The 18,472-nt window shown below is 72.3% G+C and carries 14 protein-coding genes; 4 read left to right on the forward strand and 10 right to left on the reverse strand.

Annotated elements, in window-relative coordinates:
• Positions 1-216 precede the first annotated feature (216 nt).
• Both ACL06G_RS02940 and ACL06G_RS02945 read left to right on the forward strand, forming a co-directional pair.
• Complete coding sequence (locus ACL06G_RS02940; RefSeq protein ID WP_412785079.1) at positions 217-936, forward strand: response regulator transcription factor; 720 nt, start codon at positions 217-219, stop codon at positions 934-936.
• Positions 937-954: 18 nt separating this feature from the next.
• Positions 955-2,346 (forward strand): sensor histidine kinase, encoded by a 1,392-nt coding sequence (locus ACL06G_RS02945; protein WP_412785080.1) that lies wholly within the window; start codon positions 955-957, stop codon positions 2,344-2,346.
• Positions 2,347-2,397: 51 nt separating this feature from the next.
• Here the strand turns inward: ACL06G_RS02945 and recX are convergent, their stop codons facing one another.
• The 3 genes from recX to ACL06G_RS02960 form a co-directional block, all read right to left on the reverse strand.
• The gene (gene recX, locus ACL06G_RS02950) at positions 2,398-3,009 is read right to left on the reverse strand and encodes a recombination regulator RecX (RefSeq protein ID WP_412785081.1); all 612 of its coding nucleotides are present in this window, start codon (positions 3,007-3,009) and stop codon (positions 2,398-2,400) included.
• 3 nt (positions 3,010-3,012) lie between these two features.
• Complete coding sequence (gene recA / locus ACL06G_RS02955; RefSeq protein ID WP_412785082.1) at positions 3,013-4,152, reverse strand: recombinase RecA; 1,140 nt, start codon at positions 4,150-4,152, stop codon at positions 3,013-3,015.
• Positions 4,153-4,353: 201 nt separating this feature from the next.
• The gene (locus ACL06G_RS02960) at positions 4,354-4,548 is read right to left on the reverse strand and encodes a DUF3046 domain-containing protein (RefSeq protein ID WP_412785083.1); all 195 of its coding nucleotides are present in this window, start codon (positions 4,546-4,548) and stop codon (positions 4,354-4,356) included.
• A 73-nt stretch (positions 4,549-4,621) separates the two neighbouring features.
• Between ACL06G_RS02960 and ACL06G_RS02965 the strand changes: the two genes are divergently transcribed.
• Both ACL06G_RS02965 and ACL06G_RS02970 read left to right on the forward strand, forming a co-directional pair.
• Positions 4,622-9,331 carry an ATP-dependent helicase gene (locus ACL06G_RS02965; protein WP_412785084.1) on the forward strand — a complete coding sequence of 1,570 codons (4,710 nt, stop codon included), beginning with the start codon at positions 4,622-4,624 and terminating at the stop codon, positions 9,329-9,331.
• Positions 9,332-9,383: 52 nt separating this feature from the next.
• Entirely contained in the window at positions 9,384-10,187 is an 804-nt protein-coding gene (locus ACL06G_RS02970; RefSeq protein WP_412785085.1) for a DNA-formamidopyrimidine glycosylase family protein, read from the forward strand.
• A gap of 126 nt (positions 10,188-10,313) precedes the next feature.
• On the opposite strand, the gene ACL06G_RS02975 is transcribed toward ACL06G_RS02970, so the two are convergent.
• From ACL06G_RS02975 to ACL06G_RS03005, 7 genes are all read right to left on the reverse strand, one after another.
• The gene (locus tag ACL06G_RS02975; protein ID WP_412785086.1) at positions 10,314-10,706 is read right to left on the reverse strand and encodes a helix-turn-helix domain-containing protein; all 393 of its coding nucleotides are present in this window, start codon (positions 10,704-10,706) and stop codon (positions 10,314-10,316) included.
• Positions 10,707-10,893: 187 nt separating this feature from the next.
• Positions 10,894-11,463 (reverse strand): CinA family protein, encoded by a 570-nt coding sequence (locus ACL06G_RS02980; protein ID WP_412835340.1) that lies wholly within the window; start codon positions 11,461-11,463, stop codon positions 10,894-10,896.
• Positions 11,460-12,098 (reverse strand): CDP-diacylglycerol--glycerol-3-phosphate 3-phosphatidyltransferase, encoded by a 639-nt coding sequence (gene pgsA / locus ACL06G_RS02985; protein ID WP_412785088.1) that lies wholly within the window; start codon positions 12,096-12,098, stop codon positions 11,460-11,462. The genes ACL06G_RS02980 and pgsA overlap by 4 nt, the downstream gene beginning before the upstream one ends.
• Positions 12,095-13,600: a 30S ribosomal protein S12 methylthiotransferase RimO gene (gene rimO / locus ACL06G_RS02990; protein ID WP_412785089.1), complete on the reverse strand. Its 1,506-nt coding sequence runs from the start codon at positions 13,598-13,600 to the stop codon at positions 12,095-12,097. The genes pgsA and rimO overlap by 4 nt, the downstream gene beginning before the upstream one ends.
• A gap of 149 nt (positions 13,601-13,749) precedes the next feature.
• Entirely contained in the window at positions 13,750-14,565 is an 816-nt protein-coding gene (locus tag ACL06G_RS02995; protein ID WP_412785090.1) for a helix-turn-helix domain-containing protein, read from the reverse strand.
• A gap of 190 nt (positions 14,566-14,755) precedes the next feature.
• A complete protein-coding gene (locus ACL06G_RS03000; RefSeq protein ID WP_412835341.1) occupies positions 14,756-17,494 on the reverse strand; it encodes a DNA translocase FtsK in 2,739 nt (912 codons plus the stop codon).
• Between the two features lie 141 nt (positions 17,495-17,635).
• Positions 17,636-18,334 carry a response regulator gene (locus ACL06G_RS03005; protein ID WP_412785092.1) on the reverse strand — a complete coding sequence of 233 codons (699 nt, stop codon included), beginning with the start codon at positions 18,332-18,334 and terminating at the stop codon, positions 17,636-17,638.
• Between the last annotated feature and the right edge of the window lie 138 nt (positions 18,335-18,472).

Raw genomic sequence — 18,472 nt, forward strand, 5'->3', positions numbered from 1 at the left:
CCTCATGCCGGACACTCCACGTGAAACCCTCCGGGCGGCACATAGCGCGCGTGTACCGGCTGCATAACAGAACCCCCCGGCGCCCCGGTCACCCCTTGACTCACCTGCGGAAATCCGGGTGGATGCAGTGCCGGGGCGTGCACCTCGCCCTGCCGGCCACGACCACGGAAACCGTCCGCCACCGAACGGCTCCGGAGCGAGCACGAGAGGGACACGATGAGGCTGCTGCTCGTCGAGGACGACAACCACGTCGCCGCGGCCCTGTCCGCAGTCCTCGGACGGCACGGTCTCGAGGTGGTGCACGCGCACGACGGCGAGGAGGCGCTGGGTGCACTGCTCCCGGCGGACGGGGGCGAGTCGCCGTTCTCCGTGGTCCTCCTGGACCTCGGGCTGCCCGGCCAGGACGGTTTCGAGGTCTGCGGGAGGATCCGCCGGCTCACCAGCGCGCCGGTGATCATGGTCACGGCCCGGGCGGACGTCCGGTCCCGCATCCACGGCCTCAACCTGGGCGCGGACGACTACGTGGTCAAGCCCTACGACACCGGTGAGCTGCTGGCACGCATCCACGCGGTCAGCCGGCGCAGCGCGGGAGAGGAGCCGCCCGCCACCGAACCGCTGCCGCAGGCCGGGGAGGAGCCGCTGCGCCTGGGACGCGTCCGGGTCGACCCCGCGGCCAGGCGGGTCACCGTGGACGACGCCGCGGTGGCCCTCACCCGCAAGGAGTTCGATCTGCTGGCCCTGCTCGCGCAGCGGCCCGGCGTCGTCTTCCGCAGGGAGCAGATCATCAGCGAGGTGTGGCGCACCAACTGGGCGGGCACCGGCCGGACGCTGGAGGTCCACGTCGCCTCGCTGCGCGCCAAGCTCGGGCTTCCCACTCTGATCGAGACGGTGCGCGGCGTCGGATACCGGCTGGTCCTCCCCGAGACCGCCGGCTGAGGGACCGAACGGCCTCCCGTGCGCGCCCGTCTCCTGCCGCTCCTCATCGTGCTGTTCACCGGCGTGCTGCTGGCGCTCGGCTTCCCGCTCGCCGCCAGCCAGGCCGCCGCCGAGCAGCAGCGCGTCGTGGTCGACCGCATCGACGACACGGCACGCTTCGCGTCCCTGGCCCAGTTCGTCGCGGTGGACCGGACGGCGGGAGGACGTCTGTCGATCCTGCGCAAGGAATTGCGGCGCTACCACGAGCTCTACGGCATCAAGGCCGGTGTCTTCTACCGCGACGGGCAAGCCATGGCCACCGCACCGGGCGGCTGGCGGGTGCCGCAGTCCGGGCCCGGGGCCGAGGCGTTCCGCGAGGCGCTCGCGGGTCGGCGCAGTCACGATCCGGAACAGGTCTGGCCCTGGCAGGACACCCGTATCGCCGTGGCTTCACCGGTCGTCCGGGACGGTGATGTCACGGCAGTGGTGTACGTCGACTCCCCCACCGGTCCGCTGCGTTCCCGCATTCTGCAGGGCTGGATACCGATCGCCGTGGGAGAAGGCGCAGCGATGCTGCTCGCCGTCGCGGTGGCACTGGCCCTCACCCGGTGGGTGCTGCGTCCGGTGGGCGTTCTCGACCGGGCGACGCACGAGATCGCGACCGGCAAGCTCACGTCCCGGGTCGCCGCCGCCGGTGGGCCCCCCGAGCTGCAGCGGCTGGCGGGGGCGTTCAACGAGATGGCCGACCACATGGAGGACGTGCTGGAGCAGCAGCGGGCCTTCGTTGCGGACGCCTCGCACCAGCTCCGCAATCCGCTCGCCGCGCTGTTGCTGCGCATCGAGCTGCTGGGACTGGAGCTTCCGGAGGGCAACGAGGAGTTCGCCTCCGTGAGGGCGGAGGGGAAGCGGCTGGCTCAGGTGCTGGACGGGCTGCTGGATCTGGCGCTTGCCGAACACAGCCCTGCCGATCTGCGTCTGACGGACGTGGCGGAACTGGCCGCGGAACGGGTGGCCGCCTGGAGCCCGGCCGCGGAACGGGCGGAGGTGACGCTCCGCGCGGACGGGGCGGCGGCGCTGACGGGGTGGGCGGATCCGGTCACCCTCTCCAGTGCGCTGGACGCCGTCGTCGACAACGCGGTGAAGTTCTCACCACCGGGAGGCACGGTCACGGTGCGCACGACGGCGGCGGGCGCGCACGTACGGCTGGAGGTCTGCGACGAAGGGCCGGGACTGACCGAGGAGGAGTTCAGCCGTATCGGAGACCGTTTCTGGCGCAGCAGCCGGCACCAGAACGTCGCCGGTTCCGGCCTGGGGCTGTCCATCACCCGAGCGCTCCTCGCCGCGGGCGATGCGCGCATCGGCTACGCGCCGAACCGGCCCCGCGGACTGCGCGTGACGGTCACCGTGCCCCGGACCAAGCCGGGCACCTGAGCCGGCCGGGAGAGCAGTCTCCCGACCGGGCCGTCGTCCGGTCCGCCCCGGTCAGATGTCGGGGAACTGCTCCTCCAGCGCTTCCCCGTCCTCGCCCTCACGCTCCAGGGCCTCCCGCACCACCCGCAGCGCGAGTCCTTCCGGGTAACCCTTGCGCGCCAGCATCCCCGCCAGGCGGCGAACCCTTCTCGTGCGGTCCAGGCCACGGGTCGCGTGCAGACGCCGCTCGATCAGCGCGCGGGCCCGCTCCTCCTCCTGCTCGCCGTCGAGCCGGTCGACCGCCTCCTGCACGGTGGCGGCGTCCACGCCCTTGGTCCGCAGCTCGCGGGCGAGGGCCCTGCGGGCCAGGCCCTTGCCGTGGTGCCGGGATTCGACCCAGGCGTCCGCGAAGGCGGCGTCGTCGACGAGACCGACCTCCTCGAACCTGCTGAGCACCTGCTCCGCCGCCTCGTCGGGGATCTCCCGCTTCCGCAGGGCCTCGGCCAGCTGCTGACGGGTGCGTGGGGTCCCCGTGAGCAGCCGGAGGCAGATGGCTCGCGCGCGCTCGACAGGGTCCTCGCGCACGGGCATTCCCGCCTCCGTGCTCGACCGTCCCGTTCCGGGACGAGGCGGAGCGGGACCGTCGACGTTGTCGGACTCCGGCCAGTGGCTGCGCCGTGTCACCGCCTAGCTCTTGGCTGTGGAGGCTTTGGCGGTCTTGGCCTTGCCGGCAGGTGCCGGAGGAGTCTTGGCATCGGCAGCCGTCCTGGCGTCCGCGGCAGCGCCGTCCGCCCCGCCCTCGGAGCCGGCGGCATCGGCAGCACTCTGCGGCTGCACGCCGATGCCGAGCTTTTCCTTGATCTTCTTCTCGATCTCGTTGGCGAGGTCGGGGTTGTCGCGCAGGAAGGTCCGGGCGTTCTCCTTGCCCTGGCCCAGCTGATCGCCCTCGTAGGTGTACCAGGCTCCGGACTTGCGGATGAAGCCGTGTTCGACGCCCATGTCGATCAGACCGCCCTCACGGCTGATGCCCACGCCGTACAGGATGTCGAACTCGGCCTGCTTGAAGGGTGGGGCCACCTTGTTCTTGACGACCTTGACCCGGGTGCGGTTGCCGACCGGTTCGGTGCCGTCCTTGAGCGTCTCGATGCGACGGATGTCGAGCCGGACCGAGGAGTAGAACTTGAGCGCGCGACCGCCCGTGGTGGTCTCGGGAGAGCCGAACATCACGCCGACCTTCTCGCGCAGCTGGTTGATGAAGATCGCGGTGGTCTTCGACTGGTTGAGCGCACCGGTGATCTTGCGCAGGGCCTGGCTCATCAGGCGGGCCTGGAGACCGACGTGCGAGTCGCCCATCTCGCCTTCGATCTCGGCGCGCGGCACCAGCGCGGCGACGGAGTCGACGACGATGAGGTCGAGGGCGCCGGAGCGGATCAGCATGTCGGTGATCTCGAGCGCCTGCTCGCCGTTGTCCGGCTGGGACAGGATCAGCGAGTCGACGTCCACGCCGAGCTTCTTCGCGTACTCCGGGTCGAGCGCGTGCTCGGCGTCCACGAACGCGACCGTGCCCCCGGAACGCTGCGCGTTGGCGACCGCATGCAGCGTGAGCGTGGTCTTGCCGGAGGACTCCGGGCCGTACACCTCCACCACCCGGCCGCGCGGCAAGCCGCCCACGCCGAGGGCGACATCGAGGGCGGTCGACCCGGTCGGGATCACCTCGACGGGCTCGTTCGGCCGTTCGCCCAGGCGCATCACGGCGCCCTTGCCGAATTGCCGTTCAATCTGCGCGAGCGCGGCGTCGAGCGCCTTGTCGCGGTCCGTACCAGCCATGGGTGCCATCCGGTTGTTCGCTTGAGTCGATCGCTTCACGTCCAACGACGCTAGCGCGTGCCACTGACAGTCGGCCCGACCTCACTCCCGCTGCGGACCGGCCACTCCATAAGAATGGCTGTTCGATTTTTGTGTCAAGCGAGGCCCGCGGCCTGTGGAAAACGGGGACGCACCGGGCGGAGCGGCACGCCCCGCCCGGGATCACCTCTTCTCTGGCGGAACCTCCATCTCGCGGCACACCACCCGCCACACGTCCTTCGCGTTCCACCCTGCCGCGAGCGCCTCGTGCACCGTGCGCCCGCCGAGGGGCGACATCACGTGGTCGCGCGCGAAGGAATCGGCGTACGCATCACCGAAGTGGTCCGCCATCCGCTGCCAGAAGTCCGTCAACCGCATACGGGAAGTATCCTCCACCGCTCGGCGGCGCTCGGCGGGGACGTTGTCCTACCCGGGGTGCACGATGGGTGACATGGCTCAGGGAAAAGCGGCCCCCTCCGCCCTGGACACGTTCTCCCCCGCGACGCGCGCCTGGTTCGCGGGGGCGTTCCGGGCGCCCACGGCAGCGCAGGAGGGCGCGTGGCGGGCCCTGGCCGAGGAGTCCGACGCCCTCGTCGTCGCACCGACCGGCTCGGGCAAGACCCTCGCCGCGTTCCTCGCCTCGCTCGACCGCCTCACGGCCGCGCCGCCTCCCGCGGACCGCCTCAGGCGCTGCCGGGTGCTGTACGTGTCCCCGCTCAAGGCCCTCGCGGTCGACGTCGAACGCAATCTGCGCAGTCCGCTCACCGGCATCCGGCAGGAGTCGGCCCGGCTCGGCCTCCCCGAACCCGACGTCCGCGTGGCCATCCGGTCCGGCGACACCCCGGCGGCGGAGCGCCGGGCGCTGGCACGCCGTCCGCCGGACATCCTGATCACGACGCCCGAGTCGCTGTTCCTCATGCTCACCTCGGCCGCCCGCGACGCCCTGTCCGGTGTGGAAACCGTGATCGTGGACGAGGTGCACGCCGTGGCCGGGACGAAGCGCGGCGCCCATCTCGCCCTCACCCTGGAACGGCTGGACGAACTGCTCGACCGGCCGGCACGGCGCATCGGCCTCTCCGCGACCGTGCGCCCCGTGGACGAGGTCGCCCGTTTCCTCTCCCCGCAGCGCCGCACCACCGTGGTGCAGCCACCGTCCGAGAAGGCCTTCGACCTCTCGGTCGTCGTGCCGGTGGAGGACATGGGGGAACTCGGCGGATCACCCGTACACGACGGTTCCGCCCCCGGCACCGGCGGTGAGAAGCCGTCGATCTGGCCCTCCGTGGAGGAGCGGATCACCGACCTCGTGCAGGCGCACGACTCGACCATCGTGTTCGCCAACTCGCGTCGCCTCGCCGAACGCCTCTGCAACCGGCTGAACGAGATCGCCTACGAGCGCGCCACCGGCGAGCCGCTGCCCGAGCACCACTCCCCCGCCGAGCTGATGGCCGAGGCCGGTGCGGCCCGAGGCGCCCCGCCCATCCTCGCCCGCGCACACCACGGTTCCGTGTCCAAGGAGCAGCGGGCGGAGGTGGAGGAGGAACTCAAGACAGGGCGTCTGCCGGCGGTCGTCGCCACCTCCAGCCTCGAACTCGGCATCGACATGGGCGCGGTCGACCTGGTGATCCAGGTCGAGTCGCCGCCGTCGGTGGCCTCAGGCCTCCAACGCGTGGGCCGCGCCGGACACCAGGTCGGCGCGGTCTCGGCGGGCGTCGTCCTTCCGAAGTACCGGGGCGACCTCGTACAGGCCGCGGTGGTGACCGAACGCATGCGCGAGGGAGCGATCGAGGCGCTGCGCGTGCCGGCCAATCCGCTGGACGTCCTGGCCCAGCAGATCGTGGCCATGACCGCCGTCGACACCTGGCAGGTCGACGAACTGCTCGGGGTGGTCCGCAGGGCCGCACCGTTCTCCTCGCTGCCGGAGTCCGCCTTCTCCGGGGTACTCGACATGCTCGCGGGACGGTACCCCTCCGACGCCTTCGCCGAGCTGCGGCCGCGACTGGTCTGGGACCGGGTCGCCGGCACGGTCGCCGCGCGGCCGGGCGCGCAGCGGCTGGCGGTCACCTCGGGCGGCACCATTCCGGACCGGGGCCTGTTCGGCGTGTTCCTCGCCGGGACCGATCCGCGGAAGGGCGGCGGGCGCGTCGGTGAGCTGGACGAGGAGATGGTCTACGAGTCCCGTGTGGGGGACGTCTTCACCCTGGGCACCACCTCGTGGCGCATCGAGGACATCACACGGGACCGGGTGCTGGTCACACCGGCGCCCGGCCTGGCGGGCAGGCTGCCGTTCTGGAAGGGCGACCAGCTGGGGCGCCCTCTCGAACTGGGGCGCGCCCTGGGATCCTTCCTCCGCGAGGTGGGAGGCCTGCCCGCCGAGCGGGCGCGGGAGCGGCTCGCGGCCGCCGGGCTGGACCGGTCGGCTGTCTCCAACGTGCTGGCGTACCTGGCGGAGCAGCGCGAGGCCTGCGGTCACGTGCCGGACGACCGGACCATCGTCGTGGAACGGTTCCGCGACGAGCTGGGCGACTGGCGCATCGTGATCCACTCCCCGTTCGGTGCGCAGGTGCACGCTCCGTGGGCACTGGCGCTGGGTGCCCGGCTCACCGAACGTTTCGGCATGGACGCACAGGTCATGCACGCCGACGACGGCATCGTGCTGCGCCTTCCCGACGCCGACCTCATGGACCTCGACCTGCTCGACGACGGGGCGGGCGGCGCCGCCTCCCGGGATGCCGTGCAGGCACCGCTCGGTACGGCCGACGTGCTCTTCGACCAGGGAGAGGTCGATCAGCTGGTCACCGACCAGGTGGGTGGCTCCGCACTGTTCGCCGCACGCTTCCGCGAGTGTGCGGCGCGGGCGCTGCTGCTTCCTCGGCGCAACCCCGGCAGGCGCACCCCGCTGTGGCAGCAGCGGCAGCGGGCGGCACAGCTGCTGCAGGTCGCGAGCGATTTCGGCTCGTTCCCGATCGTGCTGGAGGCCGTTCGCGAGTGCCTGCAGGACGTCTTCGACGTGCCCGGCCTGGTTGGGCTGATGGGGGACGTGGAGTCCCGGCGGGTGCGCGTCGTCGAGGTCGACACTCCGGAGCCCTCACCATTCGCGCGGTCGCTGCTCTTCGGCTATGTGGCGCAGTACCTGTACGAGGGGGACTCCCCGCTGGCGGAGCGGCGGGCCGCCGCTCTGTCCCTGGACTCCCGGCTGCTGTCCGAGCTGCTGGGCCGGGCGGAACTGCGGGAGCTGCTCGACCCGACGGTGCTCTCGGACCTCGAGGACGAGCTCCAGTGGCGTACGCCGGAGCGCCGCGTGAAGGACGCGGAGGGCCTCGCCGACGCCCTCCGCGTCCTCGGGCCGCTCGGCGAGGAGGACATCGCGGAGCGCGGCGGGGAGGCGGCGTGGGCCGAGAGTCTCGCCCGGGCACGTCGGGCCATCCGTGTCCGCGTCGCCGGCCGGGATCTCTGGGCGGCGGTGGAGGACGCCGGCCGGCTGCGGGACGCCCTGGGAGTGGCGCTGCCGGTGGGCGTCCCGGAAGCCTTCACGGAGCCGGTGGCCGACCCGCTGGGCGATCTCCTCGCCCGTTACGCGCGCACCCGAGGGCCGTTCACCTCGGCCGAGGCGGCGGCCCACTTCGGTCTGGGGACGGCGGTCGCCGACGGAGTCCTGCACCGGCTCGACGGGGCGGGCCGTCTGGTGCAGGGCGAGTTCCACCCGTCGGGGATCGGCCAGGAGTGGTGCGACGCGAACGTGCTGCGGCGGCTGCGACGCCGGTCGCTGGCCGCGCTGCGCGAGGAGCTGGAACCGGTGCCGCCTGCGGCGCTGGCGGCGTTCCTGCCGCGCTGGCAGCATCTCGACGGTGGCGGCCTGCGCGGCGTCGACGGCCTGGTGCGGGCCGTGGAGCAGCTGCAGGGCGCGCCGGTGCCCGCCTCGGCCCTGGAGAGGCTGGTGCTGCCGGGCCGGGTCCGGGACTACACACCCGTGCTGCTGGATCAACTCACCGCGTCCGGCGAGGTGCTGTGGGCGGGAGCCGGCGCGCTGCCGGGGAAGGACGGCTGGGTGTCGCTCCACCTCGCCGACTCCGCGCCCCTGCTGCTGGCCCCTCCGCTGCCGCTGGAGCTGTCCGAGGTGCACCGGGCGGTACTGAGCGCGCTGGACGGCGGCTTCGGCCTGTTCTTCCGTCAGATCGCGGACCGGGTGAGGTCGGATCTGCCGGACCGCACCGAGGCGGACATCGTCTCCGCGGTCTGGGATCTGGCCTGGGCCGGGATGCTCACCAACGACACGTTCGCACCGATGCGTGCGCATCTGGGGTCGGGCCGTACCGCGGGGGCGACCGCGCACCGGGCCCGGCGGGCGGTGCCGCGCGGACGCTACGGCTCGTTGACGGCCGCAGCCCGGTCCGCCTCCCGCAACGGGCCTCCGACCGTCGCGGGGCGCTGGTCGCTGCTGCCCGCCGCCGAGACCGATCCGACCCACCGGGCGCATGCGCTGGCCCATACCCTGCTGGACCGGCACGGGGTGGTGACCAGGGGTGCGGTGCAGGCGGAAGGGGTCGAGGGCGGATTCGCCGCCGCCTACCGGGTCCTGTCCGCCTTCGAGGACAGCGGGCAGGCGCGGCGGGGCTACGTCGTGGAAGGGCTGGGAGCGGCCCAGTTCGCCGTCGACGGCGCGGTGGACCGATTGCGCGCGATCCATCAGGCGCGGGAGCGTGCCGGGGCGGACCGGGCCTCCATCCCCTGGGGCGAGCCGGCCTCCGCCCCGCAGGTGCGTGACGACGGGACGGGTGCGGTGGTCCTGGCCGCCGCGGACCCGGCGAACGCATACGGGGCGGCGCTCCCGTGGCCCGACCCTCCGGAGGGGGCGACCCACAAGCCGGGCCGCAAGGCTGGGGCGGTCGTCGTCCTGGTCGGCGGCGAGCTCCGGCTCTACATGGAGCGGGGCGGCCGCACGCTGCTCGCCTGGCCGGGCGGTCCCGACGGCCCGGCGGAGGCCGGGGAGTCGGTGCGTACCGCGGTGGAGGCACTCGCCGGAGCGGTGCGTGCCGGCCGCGTGGGGACGTTGACGGTGCAGCGGATCAACGGCGAGCAGGCGCTGTCCGCTGCGGAGGCCGGCCTGCTGGAGGAGGCCGGCTTCCACGCCACTCCTCGCGGTCTGCGGCTGCGCACCGGCTGATCCGGCCCGCGGGAGTCCGGTGCCGGGCGCCCTCTCCTGGGACAATGCGGGCATGCCCGAGGGAGACACCGTCTGGCGTACGGCACAGGCACTGCACGCGGCCCTGGCCGGTGCGGTTCTCGTCCGCAGCGACCTCCGGGTCCCGCGGTTCGCGACGGCCGACCTCACCGGCCGCCGGGTGGAGGACGTCACCCCGCGGGGCAAGCACCTGCTGGCCCGGGTGGAAGGCGGGCTCACCCTGCACTCGCACCTCGGCATGGACGGCTCCTGGCGGGTCCACCCGAGCGGCGGCCGCTGGAGCGGCGGGCCCGCCCACCAGGTGAGGGCGGTGCTCGGCACGGAGGCCGTGACCGCCGTCGGCTACCGGCTGCCGGTGCTGGAGCTCGTGCGCACCCGCGAGGAGGGACGGGTCGTCGGGCATCTGGGCCCCGACCTGCTCGGCCCGGACTGGGATCCGGCCGAGGCCGTGCGCCGCCTGCTGAGCGCACCGGAGCGCCCGCTCGGTGAGGCTCTGCTCGATCAGCGCAACCTGGCCGGTGTCGGCAACGTGTACCGCTCCGAGCTGTGCTTCCTGGTCGGAACCACCCCGTGGGCGCCGGTCCGGCGGGTGCCCGACGCGCACCGGCTGGTGGACCTCGCCCGGCACCTGCTGGAGGTGAACAGGGCGCGCCCGGCCCGCAGCACGACCGGAGAGCAGGTCCGGGGCCGGCGGCTGTACGTCTACGGACGTCGCGGCCGTCCCTGCCGACGCTGCGGGACGGCCGTCCGCTACGCCGAGCTGGGGCCGTCGGGCGAGGCGCGACCGGCCTACTGGTGTCCCCGCTGCCAGCCGACCGAGTCCCGCGAGGCGTGCTGACGGGATCGGGTCGGCTCCCTCGTGGGGCAGGCGCTGTCCGGGCCGCCCCGCGACAGAGCGTCGACACACGGCGAGGCGCGCACCGCGGGCCTTGCCGGCTCGGTGCGCGCCTCGTGGTTCTCCGTGTCAGGCGGCGACGACGTCCACGGCCTCCGCCGGGGCGTTGATCGTGACGCGTTCCTCCGGCACCCCCGTCACCGAGGTGACGGCAGGCATCCGGTCGACCGTGTTGAGCATCGGACGCATCGGCGCCGGCACGGTGTCGCTCGCCGCGGACTCGGCCAGTTCGGCCAATGCCAGCTCGTCGCTGACCTCCCGCATGACTTCCGACATCCTCAGTTCCAGCGCGTCGCAGATCGACGACAGCAGTTCGGAGGAGGCTTCCTTCTGGCCGCGCTCCACCTCGGAGAGGTAGCCCAGGGACACCCGGGCCGACGACGACACCTCGCGCAGGGTACGGCCCTGGCGTTGGCGCTGCCGACGCAGCACGTCACCCAACAGGCGACGGAGCAGAATCATCGGTGCTCCTCCCTCTACAACGCGTGCCGTTCTCTGCGTTCCCCATCCGGTGGGCCCTCCCGTCGTACACCCCGTCGGGCGGCCCACATCCTTCAGCCTCCACCGTACCCCCTCCAGCCGTGCCCGCGTGGGGAGCGATGACGTGTTCACTCAGGGCTGCAAACGTCCCGCAACCCCTGGATGTTCCTTACCCTGCACGGGCGCTTGCACGCGCGGCGGGCGGGTCGCGCTGGAGCGCGGACCGCAGCAGTTCCAGGGCCGAGAGCGCAGCGGCGGCGCGGACGTCCTCCCGCTCACCGGGCAGATGCAGCTCCCGGCCGCGGGACGGCTCCTCGTCCGCATCGGACGGCTGCGGACCGGCGAGAGCGACGTACACCAGCCCGACGGGCTTCCCGTCCTGACCCTCGGGGCCGGCCACCCCGGTGGTGGCAAGCCCCCAGTCGGCGCACAGCAGCCTGCGCACGCCCTGTGCCATCCCGCGCGCGACCTCCGCATCCACGGCACCGCACCGGTCCAGCAGGGGCCCCTCCACGCCGAGCACGTCCCGCTTCACGTCCGTGGCGTAGGCGGTGACACCGCCGCGGAAGGTGCGCGAGGCCCCCGGGACCCCGGTCAGCGCACCGGCCACGAGACCGCCGGTGAGCGACTCGGCGACCGCGAGGGTCTCCCCGCGGCGGGCCAGCTCCTGCAGCACCGCTGAGGCGACTGCTCCGGCGGCGGACGAGGCCCCCGCTGCCGGACCCGCGGTGCCGGTCACCCCTTCCGCTCCCGCGCTGCCGAGCGGCTCAGCACCAGAGCCTGCCGCACGTAGTCGAGGCCCGTGCCGACCGTGAGCACGACCGCGACGCCCATCACCCACCACCGCAGCGTGGCGAGCGGTCCGGTGAGGGCCAGTACGTACATGCCGACCGCGATGCCCTGGGCGAGCGTCTTCATCTTCCCACCGCGGCTCGCGGGAATGACCCCGTGGCGGATCACCAGGAAGCGGAGCACGGTGATGCCCAGCTCGCGGGCGAGTATCACCGCCGTCACCCACCAGGCAAGATCCCCGAGCGCCGAGAGGCACAGCAGAGCGGCGCCCATGATCGCCTTGTCGGCGATCGGATCGGCCATCTTCCCGAAGTCGGTGATGAGATTGCGCCGCCGGGCCAGTTCTCCGTCGAAGAGGTCGGTGATCATGGCGATGGTGAACGCGGCCCAGGCGAGGGAGCGCCAGGCCGGGTCGTGACCGCCGGCGGCCAGCATGAGCAGCACGAAGGCGGGGACGAGCAACAACCGGAGCATCGTCAGCAGGTTGGCGACGTTCCACAGACCGGCCTGCGGCGCAGGTGCGGCAGCCTCGGACTCGGCCACGGACCCACCGCCCGAGGCGGAGGCCTGCGCTCCGGTCATCCGGCTGCCTCCTCGCTCTCACCGTTCAAGGGCTCGGCCACCAGGTCGACGCCCTCCGTCGCCACCACCCTCGCCTCGACCATACGTCCGACCGCGAGATCGTGTGCGGCGGCACCGGTCAGCAGCACCTGGCCGTCGGTCTCCGGAGCCTGGTGCGCGGCACGACCCGTGGGGCCTTCGCCGTCGTCCTCGCCGAGGTCCTCGACGAGGACGCGCACGGTCTCCCCGACACGCTCCTCCGCACGCTGGGCGGTGAGTTCCTCGGCCAGGCGGGACACGCGCTCCAGCCGCTGCGCCACCTCCTCGGGGCTCAGCTTGCCCTCGTAGTCGGCCGCTTCCGTGCCGTCCTCGTCGGAGTAGCCGAACACGCCGATGGCGTCGAGGCGGGCCGCACCGAGGAACCGCTCCAGTTCGGCGACGTCCGCCTCGGTCTCTCCCGGGAAGCCGACGATGAAGTTGGAGCGCGCTCCGGCCAGGGGGGACTTGGCCCGAATGGCCGACAGCAGCTCCAGGAAGCCGTCGGTGTCGCCGAAGCGCCGCATGGCGCGCAGCACCCCGGGAGCGGAGTGCTGGAACGACAGGTCGAAGTACGGCGCGACCCCCTCCGTGCCGGTGAGCACGTCGATCAGGTCGGGCCGCATCTCCGCGGGCTGGAGGTAGCTCACGCGGACGCGTTCGATGCCGTCGACGGCGGCCAGTTCGGGCAGCAGCGTCTCGAGGAGACGGATGTCGCCCAGATCCTTGCCGTAGGAGGTGTTGTTCTCCGAGACCAGCATGACCTCCCGGACTCCCTGGTCTGCGAGCCACCGGGTCTCCGACAGCACGTCGGAGGGGCGCCGCGAGATGAAGGAGCCGCGGAACGAGGGGATGGCGCAGAAAGAGCAGCGCCGGTCGCATCCGGAGGCCAGCTTCACCGACGCGACAGGGCTGCTGCCGAGACGACGGCGCAGCGGAGCACGCGGGCCGGAGGCGGGCGCCACGCCCTCCGGCAGGTCCGCGGGTGCGGCGGCTGCTGCTTCCGCACCGGCGGCCCCGTGGCCGGGAAGCGACACCGCCGCGCCCGCCTCCTGGCGCGCGGCGGGGGTGACGGGCAGCAACTTGCGGCGGTCGCGCGGCAGGTGCGGGGCGTGGACTCCGCCGGAGAGGATGGTCTGCAGACGGCCGGAGATGTCGGAATAGTCGTCGAAGCCGAGGACACCGTCCGCTTCGGGCAAGGCGTCGGCGAGTTCCTTGCCGTACCGCTCGGCCATGCAGCCGACGGCGACCACGGCCTGCGTGCGGCCCTGGTCCTTCAGGTCGTTGGCCTCGAGCAGCGCGTCGACGCTGTCCTTCTTCGCGGCTTCGACGAAGCCGCAGGTGTTGACGACGGCCACTTCGGCGTCCCCGGCGTCCTCCACGAGATCCCAGCCGTCCGCCGCCAGGCGGCCGGCGAGTTCCTCGGAGTCCACTTCGTTTCGGGCGCAACCGAGCGTGACAAGGGCGACGGTACGGCGTTCGGGCATGGACTCAGCCTACGTCGTCCCCAGCCGTCCGCTGTCCGGCCCCCTCTTCGCGGGGACGCCGGTGCGGTCACGCACGCGGCCCGGACCTGCGCACTTCCCGCAGGATCCGGGCCGGGGCCGGTGTCGTGCTCCGCTGCTCCGGTGAGAAGTCAGCCCTGCTCGGGATCACCGCGGGTGTAGGTGGCCCGCTCGACCATCCCGACCTTGCCGAGACGGTCGACCTGCTTGCCGTTGACCCACAGCTTGACCGCGCCGGCGTTGCCGAGCACCAGGTCCACGCGCTCGTCGTCGGTGAAGGTCTTGGTTTCCCCCTGGTCGAGAACGCCTTCGAAGAGCAGTTCACCGGTGTGGTCCTCGGCGGAGATCCAGCTGTTCCCGGCGTCCGCCTCCATGCGCACGGTCACCTTGTCGGCGGGCACCCCGGCGATCGCGCTGTCGGACGGTTCGGGCTGCGGCTTCGACGGCTGCGGCCGATCCGGCCTGCCCTGGGGCTTCTTGCTGTCGGGCTCCTTGGCCTGCTGCTGCGCCACGGGAGCGGAGCCCTCGTCGTTCCCCGTGAACAGGGTGAAGCCGACGAACCCGACCACGGCGACGATGGCAGCGACCATGGCCGCCGTCCAGTTGGGACGCCGCGGTTCGGAACGAATTCGCTCGGCCTCGAAGAGCGCGGCGGTGGGGGTCGGCGCGGTACGGCCGCCGTGTTCCTCGTCGTACTGGGCCACGAGGGCCGCGCCGTCCAGCCCTACGGCGCGGGCGAGCGTACGGATGTGCCCGCGGGCGTAGACGTCGCCGCCGCAGCGGGTGAAATCGTCGTCCTCGATCGCGTGGACGATGGGAGCCCGGACGCGGGTCGACGCACTGACCTCTTCCACGGTCAGCCGGGCATCGATGCGGGCCTGCTGGAGGGAGCGGCCGACGGAGGGCCGGTCTTCTTCGGGAGCTTCGGAAGCGTTGCCGATGGACACGTGGGGCGCCTTTCGAGCGTGTAGCCACCTGCTGGACGTTCAGTCTAGGGGTGTTGCCGGAGCAGCGGGCAAGCGGGCGGGCCGACGGTGGCCACCATCAGGATCTGCATACCACCCGATGGAAGGACACCCTGTCGTCCCTCTCTCCAGATTGACGTACCAACGCGGGAATTGGTTGCCCGGATCACCCTTACGAGTCAGTATCCCCGCGAATGACGGCCAGCACTCCGTCCAGTTCGTCGGCCTTCACCAGAACGTCGCGCGCCTTCGACCCCTCGCTGGGGCCGACCACGCCTCGCGACTCCATCAGGTCCATGAGGCGCCCTGCCTTGGCGAACCCGACACGCAGCTTCCGCTGGAGCATCGAGGTGGACCCGAACTGGGTCGAGACGACCAGCTCCGCCGCCTGGCACAGCAGGTCCATGTCGTCGCCGATCTCCTCGTCGATCTCCTTCTTCCTGCCCTGCCCGACGAGCACGTCGTCCCGGAACGCCGGTGCCATCTGCGCCTTGCAGTGGTCCACCAGCGCGTGGATCTCGGTCTCGGTGACGAAGGCGCCCTGCATGCGGACGGGCTTGCTGGCACCCATCGGCAGGAACAGTCCGTCGCCCTTACCGATCAGCTTCTCCGCCCCCGCCTGGTCGAGGATGACCCGACTGTCCGCGAGCGAGGAGGTGGAGAACGCCAGACGGGAAGGCACGTTGGCCTTGATGAGTCCGGTCACCACGTCCACCGACGGACGCTGCGTGGCCAGCACCAGATGGATGCCTGCCGCTCGTGCCAGCTGGGTGATCCGCACGATCGCGTCCTCGACGTCGCGCGGGGCCACCATCATCAGGTCGGCGAGCTCGTCGACAATGACCATGAGGTACGGGTACGCCGCCAGCTCGCGCTCACTGCCCTCGGGCGCCTCGATCCTGCCGCCGCGGACCGCGGCGTTGAAGTCGTCGATGTGGCGGAAGCCGAAGGCGGCCAGGTCGTCGTAGCGGAGGTCCATCTCGCGGACCACCCACTGGAGGGCCTCGGCGGCCTTCTTCGGGTTGGTGATGATCGGGGTGATCAGGTGGGGGATGCCCTCGTACGCCGTCAGCTCGACGCGCTTGGGATCGATGAGCACCATGCGGACGTCCTCCGGTGTCGCGCGGACGAGCACGGAGGAGATGAGGCAGTTGACGCAGGAGGACTTGCCGGAGCCGGTGGCACCGGCGACCAGCACGTGCGGCATCGTCGTCAGGTCGTGGCTGACGTAGCCGCCCTCGACGTCCTTGCCGAGGGCCACGAGCAGCGGGGCCTCCTCGCCGCTGGCCTCCGCCGAGCGCAGCACGTCCCCGAGGTTCACCATCTCCCGGTCGCTGTTCGGGATCTCGATCCCGACCGCGGACTTGCCGGGGATCGGCGAGATGATGCGGACATCGGGACTGGCTACCGCGAGGGCGATGTTCTTCGTCAGCGCGGTGATCTTCTCGACCTTGACCGCGGGACCCAGCTCGACCTCGTAGCGCGTGACAGTCGGCCCCCGCGTGAATCCGGTGACCGCGGCATCCACCTTGAACTCGGTGAACACGGTGGTCAGCGACTGCACGACCCGGTCGTTGGCGGCGCTGCGGGTCCGCCCCGGCCCTCCCCGCTCCAGCAGGTCGAGCGAGGGCAGGGCGTAGGTGACGTCTCCGGCGAGCTGCAACTGCTCGGCGCGCGGCGGCAGGCTCGGCGCCTGCGACGGGCCGGGGGCCTTGGTGAGGTCGGGCACGGGTCCGCGTCCGGAGGCGGGGTGCTCCTCCCGCTGCTCCGGCGCCGCGGCACCGGGGGACGGATCCTGGCTGGTGTGCGTGGGCCCCGACTCCGCCGACCGGCTGTGGCGTCTGCGTTCGGTGACGCCGTGGGTGAGGTCGGCGACCAGCGGCGAGGGCTGGACCCCGTGCAGCACCGCGCCGTCCAGGGAGGCGGCGGCCGCTGCGGCAACGTCCACCGCGTCGGCGGACCCGGCGCGGAAAGGGGACTCGTCCGGCACGGCGGGGGACTCGGCCGCCGGGCCGGCGCTCTGCGCGGGCGGGCGGGGCCGCTGCCGCCTGCTGCGGCGGCGCTCTAGGGCCTGCTGCTCGGCCGCGTCGGGCGGCAGGTCCTTGCGCATGTCGACGGGCCCGGAGCCGCGCTCGCCGGAGGCGTCCCCGGGGCGGTCCACCGCCACGACGCCCAGGCTGACGCCCAGCTCCCGGAGCCGCCGCGGAATGGCATTGACCGGTGTCGCGGTGACGACGAGGAGGCCGAACACGGACAGCAGCACGAGCAGCACCACGGCCAGGGCGGCACCGACGATGAAGCCCAGCGGGGTGAACGAAGCCCAGCCGATCCAGCCGCCGGCGTCCCGAAGAGCGGCCGCACCGTCACCGCGGGCCGGAGCTCCGCAGGCGACGTGCACCAGGCCCAGCACTCCGGCGGTCAACGCGGACAGTCCGATCACGATGCGCCCGTTGGCCTCCGGCTTCTCCGGATGCCGCACCAGCCGCACCGCCATCCCGAACACCAGCAGCGGCACCAGCAGGTCGAGGCGGCCGAAAGCGCCGGTGACCAGCATCGCCACCAGGTCCCCCACCGGACCGTCGAGGTCGCTCCAGGTGCCCGCAGCGACCACGAGGCCGATGCCGAGCAGGAGCAGCGCCAGACCGTCCTTGCGATGCGCCGGGTCGAGTCCCCGGGCGCCACGCCCGATGCCCCGCACCATCGCGCCCACCGTGTGGGCGATCCCCAGCCAGCACGCCCGCGCCAGACGGTAGATCCCCCCGGTCGGGGAAGGTGCGGGCTTGGGTGCGGGCCTCTTGGCGGCGGCCTTCTTCGCAGGCGCCTTCTTTGCCGCGGGCTTGGCCGCCTTCTTGGCCGCGGGCTTCTTCGCGGGCGCCTTTCCGGCGGCCTTGCCGGGCGTACGTGAGGCCATGGTGGTGAGGTTACAGAAGTCCGCGGGCCGGAGCACGGACACCGGGACGGCCCGCGGAAGGAGACATCTCCTGCAACGCCGCGTTCCTGATGCCGGGTCAGCAACGCCGGCCCCCGGACCGCTCCGGTCCGGGGGCCGGCGTCAGTTCGACGAGGGGACCTCGGCGCCCGCACCACCCGAACCGGGCTCCAGGGCATCCAGCGCCCGGCGCAGGCCGTTGAGTTTGCGCTCCAGGTGGGCAGCGGTGGCCACGGCTGCGGCGTCGGCAGAATCGTCGAGCTGCTTGCACAGCGACTCGGCCTGCTCCTCGACGGAGGCGAGGCGCGCAGAGAGTTCCGTGAGCAGGCCCGTCCGCTCGGCCTCTCCTTCGGCGGCGGTGCCGCCGTTCGGCCGTGCGTGGTGGCCGCCGTCGAGCTGGAGCCGCAGCAGCGAGGCCTGCTCCCGCAGCTTCAGGTTCTTCATGTACAGCTCGACGAACACCGACACCTTGGCGCGCAGCACCCACGGATCGAACGGCTTGGAGATGTAGTCGACGGCGCCGGCGGCGTAGCCGCGGAACGTGTGGTGAGGGCCGTGGTTGATCGCGGTGAGAAAGATGATCGGGATGTCGCGGGTACGCTCGCGGCGCTTGATGTGGGCAGCGGTTTCGAAGCCGTCCATGCCCGGCATCTGAACGTCCAGCAGAATGACCGCGAAGTCGTCCGTCAGCAGCGCCTTGAGCGCCTCCTCCCCTGACGATGCCCGCACCAGCGTCTGATCGAGCGCCGAGAGGATCGCCTCCAGCGCCAGCAGATTCTCCGGCCGGTCATCGACCAGGAGGATCTTGGCCTTCTGCACCATGGCCCGTCCTCCTCGCCCCGGCAGCCCGTCGGTCGCCGCCCCTGGAAGCGGCTCGGTCCTGCCGCCCGTTTTCGTGCCGGTCATGGTAGCCGCAGCCACTCGACCACCACACCCTGTCACCGTGATGTCACTGTGCAC

The organism is Streptomyces callyspongiae (assembly GCF_047200695.1).
Taxonomy (GTDB): domain Bacteria; phylum Actinomycetota; class Actinomycetes; order Streptomycetales; family Streptomycetaceae; genus Streptomyces.